General features: G+C 28.6%; 23 protein-coding genes. 17 read left to right on the top strand and 6 right to left on the bottom strand.

The genetic code is table 11. From position 1 onward, the window contains the following. The first annotated feature begins 57 nt into the window (after positions 1-57). The 17 genes from F1564_RS08780 (at position 58) to F1564_RS08855 (ending at position 13,338) form a co-directional block, all read left to right on the top strand. Positions 58-582: an NAD(P)H-dependent oxidoreductase gene (locus tag F1564_RS08780; protein WP_018450435.1), complete on the top strand. Its 525-nt coding sequence runs from the start codon at positions 58-60 to the stop codon at positions 580-582. A 390-nt stretch (positions 583-972) separates the two neighbouring features. Further along, positions 973-1,797, top strand: coding sequence for an undecaprenyl-diphosphate phosphatase (locus F1564_RS08785; RefSeq protein WP_018450434.1), 825 nt, complete (start codon positions 973-975; stop codon positions 1,795-1,797). Then, on the top strand, positions 1,798-3,330 hold the full coding sequence (locus F1564_RS08790) for a coproporphyrinogen III oxidase (RefSeq protein ID WP_018450433.1): 1,533 nt from the start codon (positions 1,798-1,800) through the stop codon (positions 3,328-3,330). It abuts the gene before it with no gap. A 163-nt stretch (positions 3,331-3,493) separates the two neighbouring features. Further along, entirely contained in the window at positions 3,494-4,912 is a 1,419-nt protein-coding gene (locus tag F1564_RS08795; RefSeq protein ID WP_018450432.1) for an NADP-dependent glyceraldehyde-3-phosphate dehydrogenase, read from the top strand. 197 nt (positions 4,913-5,109) lie between these two features. After that, on the top strand, positions 5,110-5,271 hold the full coding sequence (locus tag F1564_RS10190) for a hypothetical protein (RefSeq protein WP_018450431.1): 162 nt from the start codon (positions 5,110-5,112) through the stop codon (positions 5,269-5,271). A gap of 68 nt (positions 5,272-5,339) precedes the next feature. Beyond that, complete coding sequence (locus tag F1564_RS08800; protein WP_018450430.1) at positions 5,340-5,756, top strand: hypothetical protein; 417 nt, start codon at positions 5,340-5,342, stop codon at positions 5,754-5,756. A 30-nt stretch (positions 5,757-5,786) separates the two neighbouring features. Further along, on the top strand, positions 5,787-6,098 hold the full coding sequence (locus tag F1564_RS08805) for a hypothetical protein (protein WP_018450429.1): 312 nt from the start codon (positions 5,787-5,789) through the stop codon (positions 6,096-6,098). Positions 6,099-6,120: 22 nt separating this feature from the next. Next, a complete protein-coding gene (aphA, locus tag F1564_RS08810; RefSeq protein ID WP_018450428.1) occupies positions 6,121-6,843 on the top strand; it encodes an acid phosphatase AphA in 723 nt (240 codons plus the stop codon). 103 nt (positions 6,844-6,946) lie between these two features. Further along, positions 6,947-7,732 carry an META domain-containing protein gene (locus tag F1564_RS08815; RefSeq protein ID WP_018450427.1) on the top strand — a complete coding sequence of 262 codons (786 nt, stop codon included), beginning with the start codon at positions 6,947-6,949 and terminating at the stop codon, positions 7,730-7,732. A gap of 218 nt (positions 7,733-7,950) precedes the next feature. Then, complete coding sequence (locus F1564_RS08820) at positions 7,951-8,595, top strand: C40 family peptidase (RefSeq protein WP_018450426.1); 645 nt, start codon at positions 7,951-7,953, stop codon at positions 8,593-8,595. A gap of 72 nt (positions 8,596-8,667) precedes the next feature. Further along, entirely contained in the window at positions 8,668-9,012 is a 345-nt protein-coding gene (locus F1564_RS08825; protein WP_018450425.1) for a hypothetical protein, read from the top strand. A gap of 252 nt (positions 9,013-9,264) precedes the next feature. Then, entirely contained in the window at positions 9,265-9,612 is a 348-nt protein-coding gene (locus F1564_RS08830; RefSeq protein WP_018450424.1) for a hypothetical protein, read from the top strand. 148 nt (positions 9,613-9,760) lie between these two features. Continuing rightward, positions 9,761-10,282, top strand: coding sequence for a lysozyme inhibitor LprI family protein (locus tag F1564_RS08835; RefSeq protein WP_018450423.1), 522 nt, complete (start codon positions 9,761-9,763; stop codon positions 10,280-10,282). A gap of 41 nt (positions 10,283-10,323) precedes the next feature. Next, entirely contained in the window at positions 10,324-11,538 is a 1,215-nt protein-coding gene (locus F1564_RS08840) for a DKNYY domain-containing protein (RefSeq protein ID WP_018450422.1), read from the top strand. 110 nt (positions 11,539-11,648) lie between these two features. Beyond that, positions 11,649-12,125, top strand: coding sequence for a hypothetical protein (locus F1564_RS08845; protein WP_018450421.1), 477 nt, complete (start codon positions 11,649-11,651; stop codon positions 12,123-12,125). 64 nt (positions 12,126-12,189) lie between these two features. Then, positions 12,190-12,834 (top strand): hypothetical protein, encoded by a 645-nt coding sequence (locus tag F1564_RS08850; RefSeq protein WP_018450420.1) that lies wholly within the window; start codon positions 12,190-12,192, stop codon positions 12,832-12,834. Between the two features lie 78 nt (positions 12,835-12,912). Continuing rightward, the gene (locus F1564_RS08855) at positions 12,913-13,338 is read left to right on the top strand and encodes a lysozyme inhibitor LprI family protein (RefSeq protein WP_018450419.1); all 426 of its coding nucleotides are present in this window, start codon (positions 12,913-12,915) and stop codon (positions 13,336-13,338) included. A 254-nt stretch (positions 13,339-13,592) separates the two neighbouring features. On the opposite strand, the gene F1564_RS08860 is transcribed toward F1564_RS08855, so the two are convergent. The 6 genes from F1564_RS08860 to F1564_RS08885 all read right to left on the bottom strand — a co-directional run bounded on the left by F1564_RS08860 (position 13,593) and on the right by F1564_RS08885 (position 19,226). Next, on the bottom strand, positions 13,593-13,853 hold the full coding sequence (locus F1564_RS08860) for an HPr family phosphocarrier protein (protein WP_018450418.1): 261 nt from the start codon (positions 13,851-13,853) through the stop codon (positions 13,593-13,595). A 127-nt stretch (positions 13,854-13,980) separates the two neighbouring features. Next, the gene (locus F1564_RS08865) at positions 13,981-15,642 is read right to left on the bottom strand and encodes an Rqc2 family fibronectin-binding protein (RefSeq protein ID WP_018450417.1); all 1,662 of its coding nucleotides are present in this window, start codon (positions 15,640-15,642) and stop codon (positions 13,981-13,983) included. 41 nt (positions 15,643-15,683) lie between these two features. Further along, positions 15,684-16,346, bottom strand: a complete 663-nt coding sequence (locus F1564_RS08870) for a MarR family transcriptional regulator (RefSeq protein WP_018450416.1) — start codon at positions 16,344-16,346, stop codon at positions 15,684-15,686. A gap of 118 nt (positions 16,347-16,464) precedes the next feature. After that, positions 16,465-17,097 carry a ribulose-phosphate 3-epimerase gene (rpe, locus tag F1564_RS08875; protein WP_018450415.1) on the bottom strand — a complete coding sequence of 211 codons (633 nt, stop codon included), beginning with the start codon at positions 17,095-17,097 and terminating at the stop codon, positions 16,465-16,467. Between the two features lie 49 nt (positions 17,098-17,146). Next, positions 17,147-18,127 (bottom strand): ribosome small subunit-dependent GTPase A, encoded by a 981-nt coding sequence (rsgA, locus tag F1564_RS08880; protein WP_018450414.1) that lies wholly within the window; start codon positions 18,125-18,127, stop codon positions 17,147-17,149. 136 nt (positions 18,128-18,263) lie between these two features. Further along, complete coding sequence (locus F1564_RS08885) at positions 18,264-19,226, bottom strand: PASTA domain-containing protein (protein ID WP_018450413.1); 963 nt, start codon at positions 19,224-19,226, stop codon at positions 18,264-18,266. Positions 19,227-19,372: the final 146 nt, after the last annotated feature.

Below are 19,372 nucleotides of genomic sequence, written 5' to 3' on the forward strand. Positions count from 1 at the left end.
TGAGTTTGATTAAAAAAAATGTTACCATAAATAAAAAATGAAAGGAAAAATAAAATTATGAAAACTTTAGTTATTTTGGTACATCCTAATATGGAAAATTCGAGAATTAACAAAAGATGGAAAGAAGAACTAGAAAAATATCCTGACAAAATCACAGTCCATGAACTTTATAAAGAATATCCAGACTGGAATATAAACATTGAAAAGGAGCAGGAACTGCTTGAAAAACACAATAATATAATTTTTGAATTTCCGCTTTACTGGTACAGTAGTCCGCCAATATTAAAGAAATGGCTTGATGAAGTCCTTTCATATAACTGGGCTTATGGAAATAAATACAGGCTTGAAGGTAAAAACATAGGTTTTGCCGTATCTGTCGGAGGACCGCAGCAGGAATATTCAAAAGAAGGTTCCGTTAGATTTTCAATGGATGAAATTTTAGCACCTTTTGAAGCTACTGTTGAATACATTAAGGCAAATTTAGTTCCTCATCATTTTATTTTTGACACTGAAAATTTAAGTGATGAAAAGTTGTCAGAAAATGCTGAAAATTATATAAAACATATTTTCAATACAAAGTAGTTAAGTTTAATAAAAAAATCGGGATTTTTCAAGCTATATTTTGACTTTCTGAACTTTTAAAAATTACAGTCAGAAATTTGGTATTTAGCTTCAAAACAAGTTTGTTGCTGCTTGTGGATTTATTCCGATTTTTTATTGATTTAAATATCAAAATATTTTTTCTGCCACTTCAATATTTTTCACAAAATAAACCTTCCCATCTTCTCTGTACTCTAAAAGCATCGAATAAATTTCTACTTTAAATTTTACGATTTTAGAATACTATATTTCAGATAAATAAACAAGAAAATTTTATGGCTATTAATAAAGTGTAAAATTTGTGATATAATGATTTTGTTTAATATTAATCTCATGGATTTAATTGAAAAATAAAAAAGAAAGGAAATTATTATGTTCACAGGAATTATTAAAGTATTTATTTTAAGCCTTGTGGAAGGGCTTACAGAGTTTATACCTGTCAGTAGTACAGGACATATGATTATTGTGGATCAGTTTTTGCAGCTTTCAAAAAATGAGGAGTTTGCCAATGCGTTCAAGATAATTATACAGTTAGGGGCAATTTTATCGGTAGTTGTGTATTATTGGAAAAGAATTTTTCCATTTGCAAAGGGGCTTAGTCAAAGTCAGCGGATGGATATTGTTCAGATGTGGGTAAAAATAGTGATCGCAGTGCTTCCTGCAATTGTACTGGGACTTCTGTTTGACGATATTATTGATAAAGTGCTGTTTAATTCGGTGGTTGTGGCAATAATGCTAGTTATTTATGGAGTTATACTTATTTGGCTTGAGTCAAGGGAGAAAAAGAAAGGCGGAATTACTTCAATTACACAAATGTCAGTAAAAACTGCGATTGGAGTAGGGCTTTTTCAATGTCTTGCAATGATTCCAGGAACTTCGAGATCGGCTGCTACGATTATTGGTGGAGTTTTGCTTGGATTAAACAGAGTTTTGGCAACAGAGTTCTCATTTTTTCTGGCAATTCCGACAATGCTTGGGGCAACACTTTTGAAACTGGTGAAACTTGGTACGGCTTTAAGCGGGTATGAATGGTTTTTGATTGCTTTAGGATTCGTTTTATCATTTGTATTTGCGTATGCTGTGATAAAAGTATTTATGGATTACATAAAAAAGCACGATTTCAAGGTATTTGGATATTATCGTATTATTCTTGGGATAATTGTGCTGGTGCTATACTTTATGGGAGCTATAAAATAGATGATAAGAGCGAATATTGAGATTAATCAGAATAAACTTGAGGAATTTATGCGTGTGCTTTTACCTGAGCATTATGATATTCTTTCGGAAAATAGTGAAAAAGATGTGAAAATTAGTATTAATTTTGAAAAAAGTCAAGATGTGGAAAACTTTGACAATGATTGTGGAAAACTCAAAGATTCAGAAAGTGAGAATACAGAAACAATTATTGTGAATACGGTATTAATTGATAATAAAAATGGAAAAATTTTAAAAGAAGTAATATTTTCACATAATAAAGTCAATGAAGAATATTTTGATCAGGCAGAAGTTATGGCAAAAAGTTCCTTGATGAAACTTTTTAATAAAAAAAATGAATATAAATGGGGTATTTTAATAGGAGTACGTCCTACAAAGATTGTGGGGCGTTTTTTAAAGATGGGGTTATCTTATAATGAAATTAACAAAATATTGGAAAAAATATATCTTGTAAGCAATGAAAAAAGAAATCTTCTGCTAGACATTGTAAAACGTCAAGAGCCATATCTGGACAAAGAAACAATTGGAATTTATATCGGAATTGCCTTTTGCCCTACAAAATGTTCATATTGTTCATTCCCAGCCTATCTGCTACGAGGGAAATATGCAGAGCGATATGATGAATATATCGAGTCTATCTATCACGAAGTCCGTGAAATTGGCAAATTAACGCAGGAGCTGGATTTAAAAATTAACACAATTTATATCGGTGGAGGAACGCCTTCGATTTTAACGGCAGAAGAAATTGACAAATTGCTAGAAACTGTAAAAGAAAACTATAATTTGGGTTATTTAAAGGAATTTACATTTGAAGCTGGAAGAATAGATACCTTAGATGAGGAGAAATTGACTATTATTAAAAGCTATAGAATAAATAAAATTAGTATAAATCCGCAGTCTTTTAATGAAAAAACTTTAAAACTTGTAAATCGTTATCACGACAGGGAACAGTTTGATAATGTTTACAAACTTGCTAAAAATCTTGGATTAGAAATAAATATGGACTTGATTTTAGGTTTGCCACGTGAAACTACAGAAGATATTTTGTACACAATGGACGAAATTTCCAAATATAATATGGAAAATCTGACAATTCATAATCTAGCAATAAAAAATGCAAGCCGTCTTAACAAAGAGAATTATGCTCACGAAGACGTACTGGATTATGAAAAGATTTACGAAAAAATCGAAAATGTGACTAGAAATAAAGAGCTTTTTCCATATTATATGTATCGCCAGAAAAACAGCTTTCAATGGGGAGAAAATCTAGGATATTCACTAAATGGAAGCGAGTCGATTTATAATATTGAAATGATTGAAGAAAATAAGACGATTATTGGAATTGGGGCGGGAGCAATTACAAAACTTATCTGGTTTGACGAAGAAAAAAATCGAGATAATATAAAAAGGCTTGTAAATCCCAAAGATCCGCTAGTATGGATGAATGAGCTGGAAGATCGGCTGGAACAGAAAAAGTTTGAAATTAAAAGAATATTTAAAAAAGATTTTCTGTAATAATATTCAAAATTTTAACGATAAATTTATGTTTTAGGAACTGTAAATTAGATACAATGATTGATAAAACAAAAAATATATGAAAAAAACTATATTAATTATATAAAATATATGATAAAATAAAGTGTATAATAAAAGATATGTAAAATAAGGAGGTATTTTGATGAATTATCAAAATTTAGTGAATGGAGAATGGAAAGACTCTAAAAATACAATAACTATTTATTCGCCTGTAAATGGGGAAGAACTTGGAACCGTTCCAGCTATGTCAAGAGAAGATGTTGACTATGCTATGGAATCTGCTAGAAAGGCTTTACCTGCTTGGAGAGCTTTATCGGCTGTAGAAAGAGCTGCATACCTGAATAAGGCTGCAGATATTCTTGAAAGAGATAAAGATAAAATTGGGGAAAATTTGGCAAAGGAAGTGGCAAAAGGAATTAAAGCCGCTATTTCAGAAGTTGTCAGAACGGCAGATTTAATTAGATATGCAGCGGAAGAAGGGCTTAGAATCACAGGTGAATTTGTAAATGGTGGTGGATTTGAAGCTGGAAGCAAGAGAAAATATGGAGCTGTAAAAAGAGAGCCAGTTGGTGTTGTTCTTGCAATTGCGCCATTTAACTATCCTGTAAACTTATCAGCATCTAAAATAGTGCCAGCTTTAATCGGAGGAAATGTAGTAATTTTCAAACCGCCTACACAAGGTTCAATAAGTGGATTATTATTGACAAAAGTATTTGCAGAAGCTGGAATTCCAGCGGGAGTACTTAACTCTGTAACTGGAAAAGGTTCTGAAATTGGAGATTACTTAATTGAACACAAAGAAGTAAACTTTATAAACTTTACAGGAAGTACACCAATTGGGGAAAAAATTGGAAAACTCGCTGGAATGCGTCCAATTATGCTTGAATTAGGTGGAAAAGATGCTGGAATTGTATTAGAAGATGCAGACTTGGAAAATGCCGCTAAAAATATCGTAGCAGGGGCATTTAGTTATTCTGGACAAAGATGTACCGCCATTAAAAGAGTACTTGTAATGGATTCAGTTGCAGACAAATTAGCAAACTTGATAAAAGAAAAAGTTGAAAAATTAACTGTTGGAGATCCTTTTGACAATGCTGACATTACAACAGTAATTGATACTCCATCAGCAGACTTTATCGAAGGATTAATAAAAGATGCACAAGAAAAAGGTGCAAAAGCATTGACTACAGTAAAAAGAGAAAAAAATCTAATTTGGCCAGTAGTTTTTGACAACGTAACAACTGATATGAGAATCGCCTGGGAAGAACCATTTGGACCAGTATTGCCAATTATCAGAGTTAAATCTGTAGATGAAGCAGTAGAAATTGCAAATAAATCAGAATATGGACTTCAATCAGCAGTATTTACAAAAAATTTCCCATTAGCATTTGAAATCGCTGAAAAATTAGAAGTAGGAACAGTACATATAAATAACAAGACTCAAAGAGGGCCTGACAGCTTCCCATTCTTAGGAATTAAAGGTTCAGGAGCAGGAGTTCAAGGGATAAAATACAGTATAGAAAGCATGACAAGAGTTAAATCTATCGTATTTGATATATAAAATTAAGAAGATGTTTTCTTTCGGGAAAGCATCTTTTTTTACATTTATAGTAAAACTGATTTAAAACTGAACTCAAAAGCTATGACTATTTTACTCAAACTCTAAGTTTATATAATTTTTAATAGTTTAATTTTGAATGAGTTCGAGTATAATTTTTAAAATTTTAAATAAAAATTATTTTAGAGGAGGACTTTCCTATGAAAAAGATAACAATGCTTCTAACATTAGTTTTAACAGTGCTATCATCTACAAGCTGCTCTTATTTTAAGATTCCTAAAGGCGATGGAAGAGAAAAAGCAGGAAATTTATGTACTTATACGGCAAAGGGAGAATTTATAGGCTGTGAGCCTATAAGATAGCAAAAAATTTTACAATAAAAGATTTTGGAAATGGAAATAGAATACTAATTGAAATATTAAATGGCAAATTGAAAGGCGAAAAAGGGTATATAAATCTAAAAGGATTTAAAGAGATTAGTGATAAAATTTTAAAAAAATATATTGGAACTACTTGGGGAGCTTTAGCTACTCATGAAGCTACTTGGATTGATGCTGAACCAGAAAATATTGATATGTCAAAATATAATTGGGAATATGGAATAGTTCTTTTTTCTACAAAATATCTTAAAAATGACAATTTTGAAAATAGATTTCTTAATAGTTTAAATTTAATTTTAATCAAAGAAAAAATAGAACTAAATGATGAGATTACTCAATATGATTGTGAAAGAGATTCATCGAAAATATTTTTGTATAATTTTAATGATGATATATATGGATTGCTCCAAGAAAGTGGAATTCCAAAAGATTATGTTTTTTGTAAGGGTTATTTTTGGAATGAATAAATTAAAATAAAGAAAGAGAGTTGATTTTTAATGTATATTAGACCAGAAGATGTACTTTCTCCAAGAGATAAAGTAAAAAATTTAGAAATTCTTATAAAAAATGATAAAGAAGATTACTCAATAGCACTTCTTGAATACGATGGAACTGAATGTGTTGGTGTAAGATGGAATACAACAAATGAAGAAAAAGATAATATCGGAACACCACAATCAAGAGGAATACCTACATGGTTTATACTCCCAAAAGAAGTTGCAAAAGTATATTTGGAAAAATTTTTAGAGGAAAAAGAAAAAAAAGAAAAGAATTTGAAAAATAGGATAAGATTATATTTAAATAAATAAAAAACATATAGGAGGAAATGTTATGAAAAAAGCATTATTATTTTTATTTGCTGCATCTGTAATATTTGCGGCAGGACCAAAAGTTCCTTATACTCATGAGGGATTTTATTCGACAGATAAAGTTCAGAAGGCTGTTCATTTTGTTTCTGTTGATGACATTAAAAAGAGTCTTGAGGGGAAAGGACCAATTAATGTAAGTTTTGATATTGATGATACATTGTTACATTCAAGTGGTTATTTTAATTATGGACAATATCACTTTCAAATTCCAGGAGATAAAAGAGGAGCTGTAAGTTATCTATATAATCAAAAATTTTGGGATTATGTAGCTGAAAATGGAGATGAACACTCAATTCCAAAACAATCTGCAAAAGATTTGATAAAAATGCACTTGGAAAGAGGAGATAACATATTTTTCATCACAGGAAGAACAAAACATTCAAAAGATAAAAACTATACTTCAACAAAATTATCAAAAACATTGCAAAGATACTTTGATTTGCCAAAAGAAGTCTATGTAGAATATACAGCCGATACTCCAACAGGTGGCTACAAATACGATAAATCATTCTACATTAAAAAACACAATGTTTCAATTCACTACGGTGACAGCGACGATGATATTTTAGCTGCAAGAGAAGTAGGAATTCGTGGAATAAGAGTTCAAAGAGCTTATAATTCTACAAATCCGCAAAAGATGAATGGTGGATATGGAGAAGAAGTTTTGATAAATTCAGCATGGTAAGATTAAGAAAGAAAAAATTTCCATTTTCTCATTTTTCTTTAATAAATATGTGATATTATTTAATTAGAAAAGAAAGAAAGAAATCAGAAAAGAGGTATTTAAAATGAAAAAGATGTCTATTTTAATCGGAATTTTTACAGTATTTTTATTAAATTGCTTTGTTTTAAGTGCATATTCAAAAAAACAAAATGTCTATAATTTAAATGGAACGTCATGGGAATTGATACAAGTTAGCCGAAAAGGAAAGAATATTGTAATTCCTAAGGGGACTAAGATTACAATTAATTTTTCAGAAAATGAAATCAATGGATTTTCGGGGATAAATAATTATTCTGGAGATTATATGATAAAAAATAATTCTACATTATCAGCTGATGTAGCTACAACTTTGATGGCAGGCTCTGAAAATTTGATGAATATTGAACAAAATTTTCTTGATATTTTACAGTCTTTTCCAAAAATAAGTTATAGTGCTAATACTTTGACTTTGAGTAATAATAAAAAGGAAGTTTGGACTTTTAAAGTTCTGACATTAGATAAAAAATTACAAAATACAAGTTGGAAACTCTTGAATATGGATGGAAAAGATATTAGCAAATTGATTTCAAAAAATGAGAATAATATTACACTTTCTTTTAATGAAAATGGAATAAATGGTAATTCAGGAATAAATAACTATTTTGGAGATTATGAAATAGTTAATAACAATATTAAAGTCGGTCCTCTTGGTTCAACAAAAATGGCAGGTCCCGAAAATCTTATGAAAGTTGAAAGGGAATTTTTGGAACTTTTAGAAAATTCTAAAAAAGTTAAACTATCTGATCAAAAAACTTTGGTTTTGACAACAGATAAAGGAAAGAGTTTGACATTTGAAAAAATTTACCAATAGAAATATAGATGGAGCAATCATATTTTTAAATAGATTTATTAAATATAAATTTTGGATTATAATCAGATAATTATTCTTCAATAAGGGGGTTTTGCCCCCTTTTTATAAATTATGAATTAATTAATGTAATTTTTAAATTCATTTAGTATACTTTTTTAAAATAAAATGATACAATAAAAATATTATAAAAACTAATTTTGAAAGGAATAAAAAAATATATGAAAAAAAATAAATTTTTGACTACAATATGTATGTTATCAACTTTTATAGGAACAAATCTTCATGCCAAAACAGCAAAAGGGAAAAAAACAGTAAAAGCTAAAACTTCTCATAAGCCTTTAAATTCAAAAAAAGATCATAGTAATAATAGTGGGATTTATGGAATTTCTTCAAACAATAAAAGTACTCTTATTGAAACAAAAATGGCAGAATTAAGACAAAAACATACAAAAGCAATGACTTCAGGATCAATTCAAGAACGAAAAAGAGCAGCTGTAGAAAAAAAACTTTTAACTTCTTACAGCAAATGGCGTGGAACAAAATACTCCTTAGGTGGAGATTCTAGAAAAGGGATAGACTGTTCAGCGTTAACGCGTAGAGTCTATCGAGAAGTTTTCAACAAGGAGCTTCCAAGAGTTTCAACACAGCAAGTAAAACAAGGGACAAGAGTTTCAGCTAAAAACTTGCGGTCAGGAGATATTGTTTATTTTAAACCTGAAAATAGAACGAGTCATACAGCAGTCTATGTTGGTAATACATTATTTATTAATGCTTCCTCTTCAAAAGGAGTTGTAATGTCATCGTTAAAAAGTCCATATTGGAGAAAATATTTTAAATATGGAGTTAGAGTCCACAATGTTTAATAAATATTAGTTTAATTTTGAAAAAATTTGAATTAACTAAAAATGAATAAAAAAGGGAAAGTGGGAATTTTTATGAAAATAGTAAAAAAATTACCAATAATATTATTAGGGATATTATCAGCAGGATTTATTTCAAATGGATCTATCAAGAGAAAAAATCCAGTTATAAATGATAAACGCAGAAAACTTGTCTTTAAAAAATTTAAGTGTAATAAAAAAATATATACAGTAAATTATATTACAGATGAAATGGTTCAGCTTTTGGATATGAAAACGTATGAGAAATCGCTATTAGACAGAACTGTGTCTACAGGCGGAGAAAAATACAGCAATGGAAATGTCAAAATTCATATAGAGGGAAACCGTATGACACTTACACAAAACGGAAAAAATACTTCTTGTCTTTTAGTCAAATAATACAGAGCTTTATTCAAAAAAATGACTATTAAATCAATTTTATCATTAACAAGGGGGTTCTAATCCCCTTGTCAAAACAATTCATAACAAATCTATACTAAACTCCATTAAATCAGTTGAATATCTTTGCAAAGCAAGGAATACAAGAATTAATGAATAAGCCAAAGGGTGAAAATTTATTATCATAATTGTATTTTTTTTTAGAAATTATATGGTACAATATTAATAAAATAAACAAGGAGAAAGATCTATATGAAAAAAATGTTATTAATGGCAATACTGCTAATAGGAGCAATAAGTTATGGAGCAGCAGGACTTGATTTAAAATTTAATACGGATGGAAAATTGCATGAAGAAAAACTGTTAAATAGAAGTATAGTTTCTGAAGACACAGAATTAGAAATAAGAAAAGCAGGAAATGGGGAGTATGAAATTGTACGTTCTCCTGAAGAGCCTGATGGTGAAGTATCTGTTGAAAAAGCAAAAGTGAAAAAAAATTCTATTTGTGATGAAACTACCTGCATTGGATATGACATGAAATTAAAAAAAGCAGTATTCATAGATCCTGAAGATATGAGAGTTATTTATCCTGAATGGTAAAATTAGTGCATTTAAAAAGGAGAGGGAAAATAGGAAAAAAAATAGTTGTATAGCAATAGACGTTGTTGCTTGTGACTCTCATTTTTCCTTAATAAACTTACGATATAATAATTAATGAAAAATTGAATAACAAAATGGAGAAAAACTTATGAAAAAACTATTTTTAACATTAACAGTACTATTAATGGGAGTTGTCGCATGTTCAAAATCTGGAAAAGATGAAAAAAAGGAAACGAAAGAAACGGAAATAAAGCAAGAAGTTAATAAAACAACAGCAGTTTCTTCAAGCAACATAAAATCAGAAAGCAGCTATGAAGCTCAAATATTGGAAAGAATGGGAGCAGTAAAAAAGGAAGTTCAGCCAGCTTTGGATTCTGGAGTGACTGCAGACATGAATAATGCAATTCAAAAATTAGGAGATTCATGGGATGCAGAAATGAAAAAAGTTTATGAATTGCTATTATCAAAATTATCAGAAAATGAAAAGGCAAAATTGCAAAAAGAGCAGGAAGAATGGATAAAAAAAGTTAAGGAAGATGTTGAAAAAAGCACTGAAGAGTCAGAAGGTGGAACAATATCAGGAACTCTAGGGGGAAATGCCTGGGCAAGTGCAATAGAGAAAAGAACTTTAGAATTGGCAAAAAGATATGATTTATTAAATAATAAATAATATTTATAGATAAAAAAAATAATGAAGGGGAGACATTAGCTATGAAAAACAAAATTTTGAAAATATTTGTAATTATGACTTTAGCGGCAAATGTAAGTTATGCAAAAAGCAATACAAAAATAGATAAAGCAACATTTCAGGAAATAGATGCTACATATTCAAAAGATAAAAATGGAGTTTATGTTTGGGAAAATAGAGGGTGGAAAAAATTAGAAGGGCTGGATCCAGTTACTTTTGAAATTATAAATATTAGCGGAAGTGCACGTCGATATCTAAAAGATAAAAATGGAATTTACAGTATCATTTACAGTATGGATGGAGATAGTGATAAGTTGGTACTGGAAAATTTGCCATATGATTCACAGACATATGAAGTGATAAATCAGTTATATTCAAAAGATAAAAACAATATTTATTATTCAGATAGAAAAATAATCGGAGTAGATTTACCTACATTTCAAAGAATAGATGAATACATATATTCAAAAGACAAGAATAATATTTATTTTAGAGGAAAGAAAATATCAGGCCCTGATAAAGACACTTTTGAAAAAATAGATGAATATAACTACTCAAAGGATAAAAATAATATTTATTATAATGATAAAAAAATAGAGGGAGTGGATAAAAATACATTTGAATTAACGTATGATTTTGGCTCTGTAGTAAATGGGTATTATTCAAAAGATAAAAACAATATTTATTATGAAAACAAGAAATTGAAAGGTATAGATGTAAAAACATTTAAGAAAATAAGCAGATTAGTTGACAATTTTCTTATAGAAGATAAAAATGGATTTTACATTGTTGAGGAAGATGGAAGTGTAGCTCCGATAGACAGTAAGGAAGTAGATATTGAAAATCTCTCACAGTTAGCTATCAAAACTAACTTGTATCACGATAAGGACAGCATGTATTTTGTAAAAAATCATAAACTTGTAAAAATAAAAGACGCTCCTAAGGTTGATCCATATAATTTATCGACATATAATGACAAATATATAAATAAGTATGATGTAGTTTATTACTTAGACACAGATGAAGGTGCATTTAAAAAACTTGAAAAAGCAGAAAGCCATCAGTTTAGTGCATATGGCGATACTGAATATGCAAAAGGAAGAAAAAACGTTTATTTTAAAGGTAAAGTTCTGACAGGTGCTGATTATGCAACTTTTGATATGAAATATAATCATGAAAAAGATGTGTATGAAATAAAAGATAAAAATAAAGTTTATGAAACAGTAAAAGCAGACTAAAAAAATAATAAGTAAAATAAAAACTCTCATTTTTTTTTTAATAAAATTATGATATATTATTAGTGAAAAAATAAACAAAGAAGAAAAAATAGAAAGCGGAGGAAACAAAAATGAAAAAAATTATTATGGCATTATTGCTATTAATAGGGGTTATTGGATTTTCAGAAGAAGAATTTAGTTACAAAGGTTATGATTTACCTTTCACAAGCGATGGGAAACTGCATGAGGAAATATTACTGAAAAGAGAGATAACAGCTGATGATACTTCAATAGAAATAAAAAAATTGAAAAATGGGAAGTATCAGTTCTGGGATTACGCTTCTGATACTGGAGATGAAAATGAGCCGCCACGAATTACAGATGCAATTAAGGAAAAAAATGTGCTTTGTGATGAATATATCTGTGTTGGATACGATACAAAATTAAAAGATCCAGTAATTTTGAATAGAAAAACGAAAAGAATAATTAGTATTGTACGTGAAGAAAACTACGATAAAGTTGATGACCCTGAAACTTTAAGAAGATTTCCTGAGGATAATCCTGAAATGTATAAATTATATCGTGATTATTATAAATTGTATAAATAAATTGTGATTAAAAAATGATAAATTATTAAACAATAAATTTAAACAGAAAGAGCAGGTAAAAATTATGAAAAAAATATTATTTTTAATTATGATATTAGCTGCAATACCAGCGTTTGCAGTAAAGGTTACGACAGATGGAAAACATAATTTGGAGAAGGCGGCAGGAAAATATCAAGGTATTGAAATATTTAAAAAAAATGATAAATGGTACATAACAAAAATACATGACGGATTCGATGAAACGGAAACAGTTCCTATAGTAATGGAAAAAAATGGAAAATTTTCAGCAAATTATAAAAAACGTGAAAAAGAAACTTATGCTTATGATACGAAAATGAAAACTTTAGTAACGCTTGCTAAAAATGATACAGATCAGATACTTTTTATTGAACTGCCTGAAAAAACAAAAGCAACAGTAGATACAAACTTTAATATGAATAAAGTGAAGGGATATTGGTGTGATCAACTGTTTGAAATTGTTCAGAAAAATGGAAAGTGGTATTTACATGGTGAGGATGATGGCGGATGGGATGAACTTATAACTGTAGCAAAAAATGGATTTACCGTTGAATATGGAACTAAAGACACTGGAGATGACAGAAGATTTACTTTTGATACAAAACTTCAAACAATGGTTGAAATTGATAAGGACGGGAATATAATTCTCCCATACATATTAAAGGATTATTGTCCAACAGGATATAATTAATATCTGAATTTTATTGAAAATTAAGTTGACTAAAAAAGAGGTTTGTGATTTAATACCAAAAATAGGAGTTGATAAAAAATGAGAAAATTACTAATAGTAGGATTATTACTTTTAGGAACTATTGCATTTGCAGGAAAATATGAAAATGAATTGACAGAAAGAATGAAAGCTGTAGAAGAAAAAGCACAGGTTGGATGGGATAGTGGAGTAAGAGCTGATATGATAAATGCTTCACTAGATTTGGATACTGAATGGGAAAAAGAAATGAATAAAGTCTATGACTTGATTCTAAAAAAACTTCCAGCAAAGGAAAAAGTAAAATTTAAAGTTGAACAGCAAAAATGGATAAAGGATAGAGAAACTAAAGTTCAGAAGGCATACGACAAATATGAGGCAGAAGAGGGACCAAGAATGGCTGGGGAACTTGCCGCTAATGATAGATTATCAATAACAAAAGATAGAGCATTGCAATTGGCAAAAAAATACGATAAATTAAATAAATAAAAAATCCTAATAAATTTAGGGCTTGAGTAAAATAGTTATAGTTTTTGAGTTCTGTTTTGAATAAGTTTTACTGTAAAAGGAAATGGTGTAAAATTTCAGCTATTTCCTTATTTTTTTTATCAGCTCTTTTAATTCTACTCCATACAGTCTTATTTTTATTATTTTTCTAAATAAAAAAACGCCATCTATCAAATATTTATAAAAAATAAATTTTTAAAAATACAGATTTCTTGGCGCAATTTTAAATGAATTTATTAGTCTCTAATAGTTGCTAACAATTCTCCTAATACTTCAACTGCTTGTTCAGCATCAGGCCCTTCAGCGTGAACTGTAACTTCTGAACCGTTTTTAATTCCAATTGATAATAATTTCAATAAAGATTTTCCGTTTACTTTTTTCCCTTCATTTTCAACTTCTACTTTACTTTCAAATTCTTTTGCTTTAGCAACAAATACTCCACCTGGTCTTGTATGTAATCCTGTAGGATTTGTCATAGTAACTGTTTTACTTGCCATTATTAGTCCTCCTTAAATATCATTACTTTAATTTTACAACAGTTTTTGGCATTTGTCAATAAGCAGTAAAAACATTTTTTTGATTAAAAGGAAAGATACATAATAATCTAATTTTAGAAAATATTTTTTAAAGAGATTTTTCTGTAACATTAACTAATAATGAATGAAAATTAGTATAAGTCACATTTCCAGGCTTACTATTCTTTATTTTCTTGACAAATTTTCTTTCACAGTAATCAACTGTAACTTTATCGCCTTTTTTTGCTTTAGAATATTCACAAGCGAGATTTGCAGCATAAATTAAAACATCTTCAGGAAGTTCCTGATTATTTCGTAAAATAAGAACATGACTTCCAGGAATATCCTTTATATGCATCCATATATCGTTTGTCTGCCCTTTAGAAAAGGATATTTCCTCATTCTCCTTATTATTTCTTCCAACAAAGATTTGAAAACCTTTATAGTCAAATGACAGTAATTCACGTTTTTTTGTTTTATTCAATTTAATTTTATTTTTTATTTTATTTCCATTATCTGATAAATTCAGTTCATTTTCAATTTCTTCAATCCCAATAAAGTCATTTTCCTTTTCAATGAACATTTTTATTTCTTCAAAATATTTTATTTCATTCTGAATATCACCAAATCTTAGATTTAAGGCTGAAATAGTACGTTTTCCTTTATTATATTTATTATAATAAAAATTTAAATTATCATTTGGAGATAAAAGTGGATCGAGATTTATCGTAATTTCCTGATTATTATAAAAATCAAAAACTGTGGCTTTTTTCATTCCATATTTTATCTGATGCATATTTGCTGCCAAAATGTCTCCGATATTTTTATAATTTTCAAAATTCTCATTTTTCTTCAAGTCAACTTTTATATTTTTTTCTATTTTTTTGAATTTTTTTATTTGCGAATCAACATATTTTAACAAACTTTTCTTTTTTTCACTAATGACATTGGAAGTAATTGTTGTTTTAAAATAAGCATTTAAGCCTTCATTTAAAGTTTCAAAATATTTTCTGTTATTTTTATTTTCTGGATTATTTTCTAAATTAGTATTTTCCTTTTGACTAAATTCTAAAAACTCATTATAAGTCAGCATTTTCTGAATTTTTCCACGATTTAATATTTCATACATTACAGGTTTGTAACTAGACAAATATTTTTTAAAAATATCGTAATCTTTTGAACACTGTACCGCAAAAGCACGCCCAGCACCTTCAATCTTTTCCAAAAAAGTTTCTGTTTCAAATGGAAAATTTTCCTTTTCCAAATAAATTGGCGAAATCTTTTTTTCCTCAAAGGGCAATGTGTACTTTGCTCCAGTCATAATAACACGGTTTCCAACATCAATCGAAGTAAAATAAAGTGCAGACAGAATTTTATCTTTACAAGTCAAGAAAATATTACTTGCCTTTCCCATAATTTCAATAATTAAAGTATATTTTTCCACATCTCCAAATTGATTTAACTTTTCAAAGTCAAAATATACAATTCTGTCAAAACCTTCCTGCCTAATATTAACTAAAATCGAATTTTGCAAATGTTTTTTTAATGAAAGCAAAAATTTTGACTGAAAATCAGTATTTGGATCTTTTTCATCTTTTAAATAAAAAATTGTTGAATTATCCTTTACTTGAAAAAGAAGGTTATTTTTTCCAAAAAAGAGTGAAAATGACACTCTGTCATATTGAAAAATCTTTGTCAATTTATATCGTAGTATCTTTTCCTTTATTTCTTTTACAAGAAATGAAATTCCAATTCCATCTAAATAGAGCATATTTCCCTCCTTTTTTATTTTTATATCTTTTCAGTTATTTTTTAAAGTGCATTTTTTCTAACCATGATATTTTCAGCATCCTCAATATTTAATATTTTTTCATCTCCATCAACAATCATGTTTATTAAATATTTATCAATATTCAAAATTTTTATTAGCGATTTTATTACAACGCCTTTTTCGTTCAAATATTTTCTAATAGCTGTGCTTCCTTTTATTGAAGATACTTGAACTAAGTCACCCTTTTCAAAATTCAGGATTGTTTCAGGCTGAATGTCCTTTTTGACTTTCTCAAGATTTTTCATAATTGTTTCAAAAACTTCAACAAACGTATCTAATTTTTCCTTTGGAATATCATCTGTTATTTTTTCTAAAATAGTTGAATGGAAATTACCGTGATAATTTAAAGCGACCTCTCCCTTTGGAGTCAGTTTCACAAAAACTTTACGCCTATCGGTATTCGACCGAGAACGTTCTAGAAATTGCTTTTCAGTCAGCTTATTTACAGCGACAGAAGCTGTTCCCATTGTAATGCCTATTTTATCAGAAAGTTCATTCATTGTAATTTCATTTTCTCCAATTGCTTCAATAATATGCAGTTCTGATGTTGTCAAGCACTTAATTACTTGATTTAAGTTAATCTCTTCAATTTTATAGTATGTTTTATAAAAATTGTCTAATAGAGATTCAATTTTCTCATACATTCTAATTTTCCCCTTTCTTGATTTTTTTTATACTTTTTTCTTCTTTATTTTAAAGATTCAATTTTCTCATACATTCTAATTTTCCCCTTTCTTGATTTTTTTTATACTTTTTTCTTCTTTATTTTAAAGATTCAATTTTTTTCTTATAATCTCCACTAAAAATATATGAACCTGTAACTAAAATATTTGCTCCAGCTTCCTTCACAAGTTTTGCAGTTTCATCGTTTATTCCACCATCCACTTCAATGTCAATATTTTTGTCAATTTCTCGTAAGTCCTTTATTTTTTGAATCATTTCAGGAATAAATTTTTGTCCGCCAAAACCAGGATTTACAGTCATAATTAGCACCATATCAATATTTTTTAATTCATATTTTAAAACATCTAGCGGAGTGGAAGGATTTAGTGCAACTCCTGCTTTTTTTCCAAAAGATTTTATCAGCTGAATTGTTCTGTTCAAGTGTTTTACGGCTTCAGCGTGAACTGTAATAATATCAGAAAAATGTGCAAAATCCTTTATCAAATAATCAGGCTCGTTTACCATTAAATGAACATCAAATACCAGATTGCTATGTTTTCTTAAAGACGAAATAACAGGAGCTCCATAACTGATATTTGGCACAAAGTTCCCATCCATAACATCCAAATGCAGATATTCTGCTCCAAATTTTTCCACTTCTGCGATTTCTTCCCTTAATTTACTAAAATCTGCGGCAAGCAGAGAAGGTGATATTATAATCTTTTTATCCATAAAAATCAACTCTTTTCTTCAGTAATATTTATTCATAAATGAAAATTATTTAAGTATATTTTAAAAATTTTATATTTTCCAGCGAATACAGGTAAAAATCATATCGTTCCCTTGAAATATTTCCATTTTCCACATTTTCCTTTATTGCACAATTTGGCTCATTTACGTGAATACAATCACGAAATTTACAGTTAGGAATAAATTCCAGAAATTCTGGGAATAATTTTTCCAATTCCTTTTTATTTTTCAGTTTTGGAAAATTCAACGTTGAAAATCCAGGCGTATCTATTAAATATGAACGTGGAGCTGTCATAAAAAATCGGCTCTCTATCGTTGTATGCCGTCCTTTTCTGGTTTTTCCACTGATATTATTTGTAGTTAATACTTCTTCTCCAATTAAAGTGTTAATAAGCGTAGATTTTCCAGCTCCAGATGGTCCTGAGATTACAACAGATTTTTTATTTATGTATTTTTTTAATTCTGAAAGTCCAGTTTTTGTCTCGGTAGAAATTGGAAAAATAGAAATTACATCTTTAAAAATTTTTTTGAATTTATTTAAAAATTCTTCCAGCTCTTCTTGTGAAGCCAAGTCAATTTTAGATAAGATTAGCACAACTGGAATATTTTGAGAATTTGCATTTAAAAGCATTTTCTGAAAATTTGTAAAATCAAAATCTGGACTTTTTATTGCAAATAAAACACCGATAAAATCAATATTTGCAATAAGTGGACGATATAAAAAATTTTGCCTTTTCTCAACTTTTTCAATAACTTTTTCTTTTTCATCAAATTCCACAGAATCACCAATTATACAGTTCATTTTGTCATTTTTCACTTTTAACATTCCACGTAATTTACATTCATAAATATTTTCTTCATTTAAATTTTTGGAATTTTCATCTAAAACATAATAAAATCCCTTTATTTTTCTAACAACTTTTCCTTTTATAAAAATATTTGGGAGAAATTTTAAAATAAATCTGCTCAGTAATCTAAAATTTACATCATTAAAGGAATTATACAGCAACAAGGGGCAGAGACCCCTTGATAATCAGATTACATAGTTATTAAGCAAGTTTAATAAAAAATTAAAATAACTCCCATCTCCTTTCTGTATTTTTTATATTTGCTTTATGATTAAATAACAAATCTAATTTTTATAATTTTTAGTTATCGTCGTCTCCGCCATCCCCACTTGGTTCGTTGGAAGTTCCGTTACTATTTGAATTATCAGATGGATTATTATTTTGCTGCTTATTATCTTGCTGAGAATTTGTTGAATCATTGTTATCCATCTTATTCATTGTATCATCAATAGCTTTTTCGATTTCTTTCTGATTTATGTTTTGTTGAGAACGATTGATGATTTCCTCATTTGATCTCGCTCGTTTCTTTATGCTTGCTCCATTATTTATTACAACAGATACTTTTTGTCCACGCTGTATTTTTGTTCCAGCTGCAGGATTTGTAGAAATTATCGTATTTATTGGCAATGTTGGATCATTTGTTTGAGATATAGAGCCAATTTCAAGTCCAATTTGTTTTAATAACTCTCTTGCATCATTTAAATCAAGTCCTGTTATATTTGGCATAACAGATGGATCTATCATTTGCTGTGAAGAAACAAGTATTGATATTTTTTGGTTAATTTCCAGTTTTGTACCTGGTTTTGGATAAACTCCTAAAATAGTATTATATTTTTGGTTAGATGGATAATAATCAATTGTTTCAATTTGAATATTTTGCCCTTTTAGCCGAGATCTTGCCTCAAGCAGTTCCAATCCAATAATATTAGGAACTTTTACATCTTCTCCATTATTTACCCATATTCTCACGACTCTGTTCACTTTTACTTCTTTTCCAGGGCGTGGATCCTGATTATGCACCGTATCTAACGGTACCTTTTCCGTTTTGGAATTAATAACTTTGACTTTTAATCCAGCTTCCTTCAAGTATTTTATTGCTTCTTTTTTGTCAAGTCCTGTAACATCAGGAATAACAGTAAGTCTAGTGTTAAAAAAATGCCGTTCAAAGACTCTTCTTCCAAATATTACTAATACAACTAGACAAATCAATACAATAATACTTTTAAAAAATTTACCATAATTAAATTTATATTCTGTGGCCATTTTTCACCTCGTTATTTTTATTAATAATTCTTTATTTTATATAATACCATAAATATTGAAAAAATGATATATATTATTTTTTATAAAAAAATCTTAGAAAAAAATAAAATCTCTCATTTACTTTTAATTTATTTGTGATATACTTA

The sequence above is a fragment of the Leptotrichia shahii genome (genome assembly GCF_008327825.1).
Lineage (GTDB): Bacteria > Fusobacteriota > Fusobacteriia > Fusobacteriales > Leptotrichiaceae > Leptotrichia > Leptotrichia shahii.

What these genes read in the sequence shown, in the direction of transcription:
- F1564_RS08815 (WP_018450427.1), top strand. Translation starts at nt 6,947, where the DNA reads ATGAAAAAGATGTCTATTTTAATCGGAATTTTTACAGTATTTTTATTA.
- F1564_RS08870 (WP_018450416.1), bottom strand. Translation starts at nt 16,346, where the DNA reads ATGTATGAGAAAATTGAATCTCTATTAGACAATTTTTATAAAACATAC.
- F1564_RS08795 (WP_018450432.1), top strand. Translation starts at nt 3,494, where the DNA reads ATGAATTATCAAAATTTAGTGAATGGAGAATGGAAAGACTCTAAAAAT.
- F1564_RS08845 (WP_018450421.1), top strand. Translation starts at nt 11,649, where the DNA reads ATGAAAAAAATTATTATGGCATTATTGCTATTAATAGGGGTTATTGGA.
- F1564_RS08830 (WP_018450424.1), top strand. Translation starts at nt 9,265, where the DNA reads ATGAAAAAAATGTTATTAATGGCAATACTGCTAATAGGAGCAATAAGT.
- F1564_RS08850 (WP_018450420.1), top strand. Translation starts at nt 12,190, where the DNA reads ATGAAAAAAATATTATTTTTAATTATGATATTAGCTGCAATACCAGCG.
- F1564_RS08780 (WP_018450435.1), top strand. Translation starts at nt 58, where the DNA reads ATGAAAACTTTAGTTATTTTGGTACATCCTAATATGGAAAATTCGAGA.
- F1564_RS08840 (WP_018450422.1), top strand. Translation starts at nt 10,324, where the DNA reads ATGAAAAACAAAATTTTGAAAATATTTGTAATTATGACTTTAGCGGCA.
- F1564_RS08825 (WP_018450425.1), top strand. Translation starts at nt 8,668, where the DNA reads ATGAAAATAGTAAAAAAATTACCAATAATATTATTAGGGATATTATCA.
- F1564_RS08855 (WP_018450419.1), top strand. Translation starts at nt 12,913, where the DNA reads ATGAGAAAATTACTAATAGTAGGATTATTACTTTTAGGAACTATTGCA.
- aphA (WP_018450428.1), top strand. Translation starts at nt 6,121, where the DNA reads ATGAAAAAAGCATTATTATTTTTATTTGCTGCATCTGTAATATTTGCG.
- F1564_RS08860 (WP_018450418.1), bottom strand. Translation starts at nt 13,853, where the DNA reads ATGGCAAGTAAAACAGTTACTATGACAAATCCTACAGGATTACATACA.
- rpe (WP_018450415.1), bottom strand. Translation starts at nt 17,097, where the DNA reads ATGGATAAAAAGATTATAATATCACCTTCTCTGCTTGCCGCAGATTTT.
- F1564_RS08865 (WP_018450417.1), bottom strand. Translation starts at nt 15,642, where the DNA reads ATGCTCTATTTAGATGGAATTGGAATTTCATTTCTTGTAAAAGAAATA.
- F1564_RS08835 (WP_018450423.1), top strand. Translation starts at nt 9,761, where the DNA reads ATGAAAAAACTATTTTTAACATTAACAGTACTATTAATGGGAGTTGTC.
- F1564_RS08790 (WP_018450433.1), top strand. Translation starts at nt 1,798, where the DNA reads ATGATAAGAGCGAATATTGAGATTAATCAGAATAAACTTGAGGAATTT.
- F1564_RS10190 (WP_018450431.1), top strand. Translation starts at nt 5,110, where the DNA reads ATGAAAAAGATAACAATGCTTCTAACATTAGTTTTAACAGTGCTATCA.
- F1564_RS08885 (WP_018450413.1), bottom strand. Translation starts at nt 19,226, where the DNA reads ATGGCCACAGAATATAAATTTAATTATGGTAAATTTTTTAAAAGTATT.
- F1564_RS08805 (WP_018450429.1), top strand. Translation starts at nt 5,787, where the DNA reads ATGTATATTAGACCAGAAGATGTACTTTCTCCAAGAGATAAAGTAAAA.
- F1564_RS08785 (WP_018450434.1), top strand. Translation starts at nt 973, where the DNA reads ATGTTCACAGGAATTATTAAAGTATTTATTTTAAGCCTTGTGGAAGGG.
- F1564_RS08820 (WP_018450426.1), top strand. Translation starts at nt 7,951, where the DNA reads ATGAAAAAAAATAAATTTTTGACTACAATATGTATGTTATCAACTTTT.